Here is an 8384-nt window from a genome sequence, read left to right on the forward strand (position 1 = left end):
CCCCCCGCCTCCGGCTCCCCCGCGCCGGGCAGCGGCGCACCCACCCCGTCGCCGTCCCCGTCCGAGCTCGGCTCCCGCGTCCTCGAAGGCCTCGGCGCCGAGGCCTTCATCGAGGACAAGCTGGGCGCGGCCGGAGCCAGCGCCGCCCAGTCCCGTACCGTGCGGGTCGTCTTCCGCACCGCGAACGTCATCGTCACCGTCGAGTACAGCGTCCAGCCCGCCGTGCCCGGCGCCGTCCCCTCCGGCACCGAAACCCAGGACAAGGCGCGGCAGCTGGCGCAGGCGCTCGTCGAGCGCTTCAGCGACTGAAGCGTCCGACGGCGGCGGCCGGCGACACCCCGGCGTGACGGCGCGCACAGCAGCCGTACGCCCGGTGGGGCTACCGTTGCACGGGTCCCGCGCCCGCGCCGCGTCCGTACCGCGCCCCCACCGCTCCACACGAACGCGTCCCTCAACGTAGTGAAGGAACCATGCACCGATCTGCTTCGCGCCTCACCCGGGTGCTCGCCTGCGCCGCCGTCGTCCCGGTCATATTCGCCGCCGCCGGATGCTCGTCCGACTCGGACAAGGGCAAGGGCTCCGGATCCGGCGACGGCAAGAAGTCGGGCGCGTCGGCGTCCGCCAAGCCCGGCGGGAAGCCGAAGGTCGAGCTGGAGAAGGCCCGCTTCGCCACGCTCCCCGAGCCGTGCAAGACGCTTCAGTCCAAGACCGTCGAGACGCTCGTCCCGGACGCGAAGGACACCAACGGCACCGCGACGAAGTCCAACGACCTGGGCAGCCGCGCCAGCTGCTCGTGGAACGGCCTGAAGACGGACGGCCTGAAGGGCTCCCAGTACCGCTGGCTGTCGGTGTCCCTGGTCCGCTACGACTCGCACGCCTCCCTCGGCAGCGCCGACAAGCGCGCCGAGGAGCAGTACGCCAAGCAGATCGAGACCGCGAAGGCCACCGAGGGCGCGACCGACGTCAAGGCCGAGGCCGTCGCCGAGACCGGCAACCAGGCCACCTCCATCGTCTTCGGCGTGAAGAAGGACGTGGACTTCGCGAACACGACCGTCGTCGCGCGCACCCACAACGTGGTCGTCACCCTCGACTACAACGGCGCCGCCTACGAGGGCGCCGGGGCACCGGATCAGGCCAAGCTGCTCCAGGACGCCGTCGCCGCGGCCAAGGAGATCGTCGCCTCCGTCGAGGCCGCCAACCAGGAGCAGAAGCAGCCCGAGCAGCAGCCTTCCCCGGCCGCATCCCAGTAGCCGGCACCGACGCCGCGGCGCGCAGCGGACCGGGGACCCTTGCTGGAGGCTGACATTCAGTCACCCGTACAGTCACCCGTACGCTGTGCCTGCCGTGGCACGACAAGGGGAGGAGATCGCGGGTGGCCGCGATGCAGCTGACTCGTACGCACCGAATACTCATCGGCGTGGTCGTCGCGGGTGCCGTCGTCATCGCGGGGATCGGTTTCGCGGGCTCGTACGCCGCGGTCCGCGAGCTCGCGCTGAAGAAGGGGTTCGGGAACTTCTCGCTGGTCTTCCCGATCGGCATCGACGCGGGCATCTGCGTCCTGCTGGCCCTGGACCTGCTGCTGACGTGGATCCGGATCCCCTTCCCGCTGCTGCGCCAGACGGCGTGGCTGCTGACGGCGGCGACGATCGCGTTCAACGGCGCCGCGGCGTGGCCGGACCCGCTGGGCGTCGGCATGCACGCGGTGATCCCCGTGCTGTTCGTCGTCACGGTGGAGGCGGCCCGGCACGCGGTGGGCCGGATCGCCGACATCACCGCGGACCGGCACATGGAGGGCGTCCGCCTCACGCGCTGGCTGCTCTCCCCCATCCCCACCTTCAAGCTGTGGCGCCGGATGAAGCTGTGGGAGCTGCGCTCCTACGAGCAGGCCGTCGGGATGGAGCAGGACCGGCTGATCTACCAGGCGCGACTCCAGGCCCGGTACGGGCGCGCGTGGCGGCGCAAGGCGCCGGTGGAGGCGCTGATGCCGCTGCGGCTGGCCCGCATCGGCGTACCGCTGTCGCAGACGGCCCCGGACGGGCTGGCGGCGGCCGGGATCGAGCCCGCGCTGCTGCCGCCCGCGGACACCGCGGCGAAGGCCCCCGCGCTGGCGGCGGGCGCGGCGGCCGCGCAGCCGCAGGCCGCGGCCGCGGCCGGTCCGGGCGGACAGGGGCCGCAGGGCCCGCAGCCGGTGCCGGCCGGGCCCGGGCAGGACCCGCAGGCCGAGCCGCAGGCGCAGGCCGAGCCGCAGCCCGAGACCCAGGCCCAGGCCGAGGCCCGGGCGGCCTGGCTGCAGGCGCAGGGCGTCCCGCACCACGCGCCGCCGCCGTTCGCCGTGGAGCCGACGGCCATGCCCGCGGCCCACAACAGCGCCTGGTTCGCCGCGCCGCGGGCCCCGCAGACCGCGTACGAGAGCGTCTACAACCCGCAGTACGTCGAGGGCCTGGAGCCCACCCCGGTGCTGCCGCCGGCCGGCCCCGAGCTGCCGGACACCGAGGACCCGGCCGCCCGGCAGGCCCTCGCCGCCCAGCTCGAGGCCCGCGCCGCCCAGCGCGCCCTGGACGCCCAGGCGGAGACCGACGGGCAGGGCGCCCTCTTCCCGGCCGCGGCGGAGGAGGCGGCGGCCATCGACGAGGTGAAGTTCGAGGAGGCCGCGTACGAGGTCTTCCGTGCACACATCGACGAGAAGAACGGCATCCCGGACGCGGAGAAGGTGGAAGCGCTCCTCGCCGAGCGCATGGGGATCGCGCACCCTCGCGGCGCGTCCATCCTGCGCCGCCTGATGCCCGACCTCAAGCAGCGCTACCAGCGCGACCTGGAGAACGAGCACATCGCCTGAGCAGCGGCGACCCCGAGGCACGCCGGACTTTTTGAGCGTGTTCAAATAGGGCTGTGCGGTCGCAGGGCCGCACAGCCGACCTCAGGGGAGAGGTGTGTGACCATGCGCGCGGGGTCTGGGACGACCGGGGGAACGGGCAGGCGGTGGCTCGTCGCCGCACTGGCGGCTTCCGTCTTGCTCGTGTCGGGGTGCACGTCGGTCGATCCCGACGAGCTGCCCGGCCGGTACCGCAGCGCCACGACGGGCGGCGAGATCCTGCTCGGGCCCGACGGAAGGTTCACCGCCACCCGCGTGGAGACGGACGAGCACTCCGGCCCCGCCGACTTCCACGGCCGATGGGAGTTCCTCGGCGGCCGGTCGGGGAGCGACTTCGTCTACCTGACGGTCGAGGACGGCGGGCTCGGCAGGACCGCCGGCATCCAGCTCCACCCGCGCGGACAGGACGCCCTGGAGTTCCGTCCCGACCCGGACGGAAAGCCTCTGCCGGAATTCACCAAGGTGCCCGCACCGTAGAGCCGCGCACGAGAGGGGGCCCGCCGGATGTCCGGCGGGCCCCCTCTCGTCGTGGCGGTCAGACCGCCAGCAGCTTGCGGACGCGGTCCGCGCCGACCGCCAGCAGCAGCGTCGGCAGGCGCGGGCCGGTCTCCCGGGTGACGAGCAGGCGGTACAGCAGCGCGAAGAAGCTGCGCTGCGCGACCTTCAGCTCGGGCGTCGGCTTGGCGTCGGGCTCCAGCCCGGCCATCACCTTCGGCACGCCGTAGACGAGCGTGGTCAGCCCGTCGAGGGACCAGTGCGAGTCGAGGCCCTCCAGCAGCAGCGCCAGCGAGCGGCGCGCCTCGTCGTCGAGGGAGGCGAGCAGCTCGGTGTCGGGCTCCTCGCGCACCAGGGTCCGCTGGTCGGCCGGGACCTGGGTGGTGATCCAGTTCTCGGCGCGGTCCAGGCGGGGCCGGACCTCGTCCAGGGAGGCCAGCGGCTGCGACGGGTCGAGGTCGGCCAGGATGCGCAGCGTCTGCTCGTCGTGGCCGGCGGTGATGTCGACGACCGAGGCGAGCGTGCGGTACGGCAGCGGGCGCGGGGTGCGCGGCAGCTCGTGCGAGGCGACGCGCACGGCGCGGGTGTGCGCGGCGGCGTCGGCGGGGAGCACCGAGCCGTCGGCGACCTTCGCCTCCAGCTTGTCCCACTCGTCGTACAGGCGCTGGATCTCCTGGTCGAAGGCGATCTTGAAACTCTGGTTCGGCTTGCGGCGGGCGTACAGCCAGCGCAGCAGCTGCGGCTCCATGATCTTCAGCGCGTCGCCCGGGGTCGGGACGCCGCCCTTCGAGGACGACATCTTGGCCATGCCGCTGATGCCGACGAACGCGTACATCGGGCCGATCGGCTGCTCGCCGCCGAAGATGTGCACGATCTGGCCGCCGACCTGGAACGACGAGCCCGGCGAGGAGTGGTCGACGCCGGACGGCTCGAAGACGACGCCCTCGAACGCCCAGCGCATCGGCCAGTCGACCTTCCAGACGAGCTTGCCGCGGTTGAACTCCGACAGCTTCACCGTCTCGGTGAACTCGTCCTCGGTGCAGACGTACGTCAGCTCGGTCGTCTCGTCGTCGTACGAGGTGACCTTGGTGAAGTCCTTGCCGCACTCGCCGCAGTACGGCTTGTACGGGAAGTACTCGGCGCCCTCGGCGCTGCCGTCGTCCTCGCCGGCCGCGCCGGAGCCCTCGGCGGCCTCCAGCTCGGCCTCGTCGACCGGCTTCTGCGACTTCTTGGCGGCCTTCGGCTTCGTGCGGTACTGGGCGAGGACGGCGTCGATGTCGCCGCGGTGCTTCATCGCGTGCAGCACCTGCTCGCGGTACGCGCCCGAGGTGTACTGCTCGGTCTGGCTGATCGGGTCGTACTCGACGCCGAGCTCGGCCAGGGCCTCGACCATGGCGGCCTTGAAGTGCTCGGCCCAGTTCGGGTGCGGGGAGCCCTCGGGCGCGGGCACGGAGGTCAGCGGCCGGCCGATGTGCCCGCCGTGGGACTCCTCCGTGACGCCCGGGATGCCCTTGGGCACCTTGCGGTAGCGGTCGTAGTCGTCCCACGACAGGACGTGGCGGACCTCGATGCCGCGGCGGCGGATCTCGTCGGCGACCAGGTGCGGGGTCATGACCTCGCGCAGGTTGCCCAGGTGGATCGGGCCGGAGGGGGAGAGTCCGGACGCGACGACGACAGGTTTGCCGGGTGCTCGGCGCTCCGCCTCGGCGATGACCTCGTCCGCGAAACGGGAGACCCAGTCGGTCTCGGTGCTGCTCTGAGCCACGACACGTCCTTCTATCTCGAATGCTGGCTTCAGCCATTCTCCCAGACGGAACCCGCCGCCCCTTGGTTGCCCGGCAGCCCGTACAAGCCGGGAAACGGGATGCGGCCGCGTGGGATACTCGGCCCTTGTCGGAACGAACAACCCGCGCCCCCGGCGGACTCCGCCACCGGGCACACTCACAGGAACGGCAGCTCATGGCCTCGGTCCCTTCCCTCGCTTCCTCCGTCCATCAGCGCGTCGCCGACGCCCTCGCCTCCGCCCTGCCGGAGGCCGGTGCGGCCGACCCGCTGCTGCGACGAAGCGACCGGGCCGACTTCCAGGCCAACGGCATCCTGGCGCTCGCGAAGAAGGCCAAGGCCAACCCGCGCGAGCTGGCGTCCACCGTCGTCGGCGGCCTCGACAAGGGCGGCGTCATCGAGGAGATCGAGGTCTCCGGCCCCGGCTTCCTCAACATCACCGTCTCCGACCGGGCGATCGTCGAGACGCTCGCCGCGCGCGCCGCCGACGACCGCCTCGGCGTCCCCGTCAACCCGGACGCCGGCACCACCGTGATCGACTACGCGCAGCCGAACGTGGCCAAGGAGATGCACGTCGGCCACCTGCGGTCGGCCGTCATCGGCGCGGCGATGGTCGAGATCCTCGAATTCACCGGCGAGCAGGTCGTGCGCCGCCACCACATCGGTGACTGGGGCACCCAGTTCGGCATGCTCATCCAGTACCTGATCGAGCACCCGCACGAGCTGGACCACAAGGCCGCGGAGCCGGCCGCCGGGGACGCCGACACCGCCGAGTCGGCCGAGGCGGCCGGCGAAGAGGCCATGTCCAACCTGAACCGGCTGTACAAGGCGTCGCGCGCGCTCTTCGACGCCGACGAGGAGTTCAAGACCCGCGCCCGCGCCCGCGTCGTCGACCTCCAGGCGGGCGACGAGCAGACCCTCGCCCTGTGGCAGCGGTTCGTCGACGAGTCGAAGATCTACTTCTACTCGGTCTTCGACAAGCTCGACATGGACATCCGCGACGCCGACATCGTCGGCGAGTCCGGCTACAACGACATGCTCGCCGAGACGTGCCGCCTGCTGGAGGAGTCCGGGGTCGCCGTCCGCTCCAACGGCGCGCTGTGCGTCTTCTTCGACGAGTACAAGGGCCCCGACGGCCAGCCCACCCCGCTGATCGTCCAGAAGTCCGACGGCGGCTTCGGCTACGCCGCCACCGACCTGTCGGCGATCCGCGACCGCGTCGGCAGCCTGAAGGCGAGCACCCTGCTGTACGTGGTGGACGCCCGCCAGTCGCTGCACTTCAAGATGGTCTTCGAGACCGCCCGCCGCGCCGGCTGGCTCCAGGAGGGCACCAAGGCCGTCCAGCTCGCCTTCGGCACCGTGCTCGGCGCCGACGGCAAGCCGTTCAAGACCCGCGAGGGCGAGACGGTCCGGCTGGTCGACCTGCTCGACGAGGCCGTCGACCGGGCCACGGCCGTCGTCCGCGAGAAGGCGGAGAAGGCCGGCCTGACCGAGCCCGAGATCGTCGAGAACGGCCGGCACGTCGGCATCGGCGCCGTCAAGTACGCCGACCTGTCCACGTCCGCGGCGCGCGACTACAAGTTCGACCTCGACCAGATGGTCTCGCTCAACGGCGACACCTCCGTCTACCTCCAGTACGCGTACGCCCGCATCCGGTCCATCCAGCGCCGCCTCGCCGACGTCGCCCCCAAGGCGCACCCGGAGCTGCCGCTGGCGCCGGCCGAGCGCGCGATGGGCCTGCACCTCGACGGCTTCGGCGAACTCATCGCCGACGCCGCCGCCGAGTACGCCCCGCACAAGCTCGCCGCGTACCTGTACCAGCTCGCCTCGCACCTGACCGCCTTCTACGACCAGTGCCCCGTCATGAAGGCCGACACCCCGGAGCAGCAGGAGAACCGCCTCTTCCTGATCGACCTGACGGCGCGGACCCTGGGCAAGGGCATGGGCCTGCTGGGGATCCGCACCCCCGAGAAGCTCTGACGCCTTCGCGTCCCGCTTGCTCCGCGCCGCCCCCGGCCCGGCAGCCCCGAGCTGCCGGGCCGGGGGCGGCGCCGTTCCGGGGAGCCGCCGAGTACGGTTGCCCCGAGGGCCGTTGACGGAAGCGGCGGCCGGCAGGGGGAGGGTGCGTACACGATGAAGGCAGGCGTCTACCTGGCGCACCCGCGGACCGGGAGCTTCAACCACGCCCTGTTCGACGCCGTCACGGCCGAACTCGCCGCCCACGGCTGCGAGGTGCACGCACACGACCTGTACGCGGAAGGGTTCCCGCCGCTGCTCGCGGCGGAGGAGACGGAGACGGTCGACGCGGCCGCCGCCTCCGCGGACCCGCGGGTCGAGGCGCACCGCCGCGAGATCGCCGACCTGGACGCGCTGGTCTTCGTCCACCCCAACTGGTGGGGCATGCCTCCGGCCGTCCTGACCGGCTGGGTCCAGCGGGTCCTCGTCCCCGGCGTCGCCTACAAGCTGGGCACGGCGCAGGGCGAGCCCGCAGGCCTGCTGCGGGCCGACCGCGCGCTCGTCCTGAACACCTCCGACACCGCGGAGGAACGGGAGGCGGGCGAGTTCGGCGACCCGCTGCAGCGCATCTGGGCGGCGTGCGTCCTGCCGTACACCGGCGCGCGGGACGTCCGCCGCCGCGTCTTCCGCACCGTCACCGACTCCACACCACGGCAGCGCACCGCCTGGCTGGCGGAAGCCCGCGCCCTGGCCGCGGCCCTGGTCGCGGACCCGCCCGCCGCCTGACCTCCGACCGGGACCCGCCAGACCTGGCGACGGGCCCGTGGGAGTCCGTACGATCACCTGACCGCGGCCGCGGCCGGGGGGTCCGGGGAACGGCACCGCGGGAGGCATGGGGAGACCGATCGTGGACCCGTTACGACTGGCGCGCGCCGCACTGCACGTCCTCACGGAGACGGATGCCGGGGACACCGCGGCGCAGACCGCGCAGACAGCGCAGACCGCGCAGACCGCACTGCCCGCCCGCATCCGGCTTCTGGCGGAGACCCGCCTGCGCGCCACCGCCTCGGGCACGGTGGCCCTGCACCGCCTCCGCGATGCCCCGGGCGCCGCCTCGACCACCATGGCCGAGATCGTCCTGGCCGACGAGGCCGACCGCGACCCGGCCTTCGCGGCGGCGCTGGGAGCGCTGCTGGAGGAGCTCCGGGAGGCCCCGGGGGCGGCCGGGAGTGCCCGGCCTGCGCCGGGGGCGGGGCCCGCCTCGGGGGCGGCGGACGCT

The 8384-nt window shown here is 72.9% G+C and carries 6 protein-coding genes and 2 pseudogenes; 7 read left to right on the forward strand and 1 reads right to left on the reverse strand.

Annotated elements, in window-relative coordinates:
* From EF903_RS34300 to EF903_RS23955, 4 genes and pseudogenes are all read left to right on the forward strand, one after another.
* Positions 1-309: pseudogene (locus EF903_RS34300) on the forward strand (DUF3558 domain-containing protein); the annotation flags it as partial.
* Between the two features lie 161 nt (positions 310-470).
* Positions 471-1250 (forward strand): DUF3558 domain-containing protein, encoded by a 780-nt coding sequence (locus EF903_RS23945; RefSeq protein WP_125546418.1) that lies wholly within the window; start codon positions 471-473, stop codon positions 1248-1250.
* 122 nt (positions 1251-1372) lie between these two features.
* Positions 1373-2836: a DUF2637 domain-containing protein gene (locus tag EF903_RS23950; protein ID WP_125546420.1), complete on the forward strand. Its 1464-nt coding sequence runs from the start codon at positions 1373-1375 to the stop codon at positions 2834-2836.
* Positions 2837-3016: 180 nt separating this feature from the next.
* Entirely contained in the window at positions 3017-3349 is a 333-nt protein-coding gene (locus EF903_RS23955) for a hypothetical protein (RefSeq protein ID WP_260615844.1), read from the forward strand.
* Between the two features lie 58 nt (positions 3350-3407).
* Here EF903_RS23955 and lysS read toward each other — a convergent pair whose 3' ends face one another.
* Positions 3408-5132, reverse strand: a complete 1725-nt coding sequence (lysS, locus tag EF903_RS23960; RefSeq protein WP_125546424.1) for a lysine--tRNA ligase — start codon at positions 5130-5132, stop codon at positions 3408-3410.
* Between the two features lie 194 nt (positions 5133-5326).
* Between lysS and argS the strand changes: the two genes are divergently transcribed.
* The 3 genes and pseudogenes from argS to EF903_RS23975 form a co-directional block, all read left to right on the forward strand.
* Positions 5327-7129 (forward strand): arginine--tRNA ligase, encoded by a 1803-nt coding sequence (gene argS, locus EF903_RS23965; protein WP_125546426.1) that lies wholly within the window; start codon positions 5327-5329, stop codon positions 7127-7129.
* A 153-nt stretch (positions 7130-7282) separates the two neighbouring features.
* Positions 7283-7891 (forward strand): NAD(P)H-dependent oxidoreductase, encoded by a 609-nt coding sequence (locus EF903_RS23970; RefSeq protein ID WP_125546428.1) that lies wholly within the window; start codon positions 7283-7285, stop codon positions 7889-7891.
* 121 nt (positions 7892-8012) lie between these two features.
* Positions 8013-8384: pseudogene (locus EF903_RS23975) on the forward strand (hypothetical protein); the annotation flags it as partial.

Origin of the sequence: Streptomyces sp. WAC05292 (genome assembly GCF_003949955.1) — a bacterium.
In the GTDB taxonomy this organism is placed as follows: Bacteria; Actinomycetota; Actinomycetes; order Streptomycetales; family Streptomycetaceae; genus Streptomyces; species Streptomyces globosus.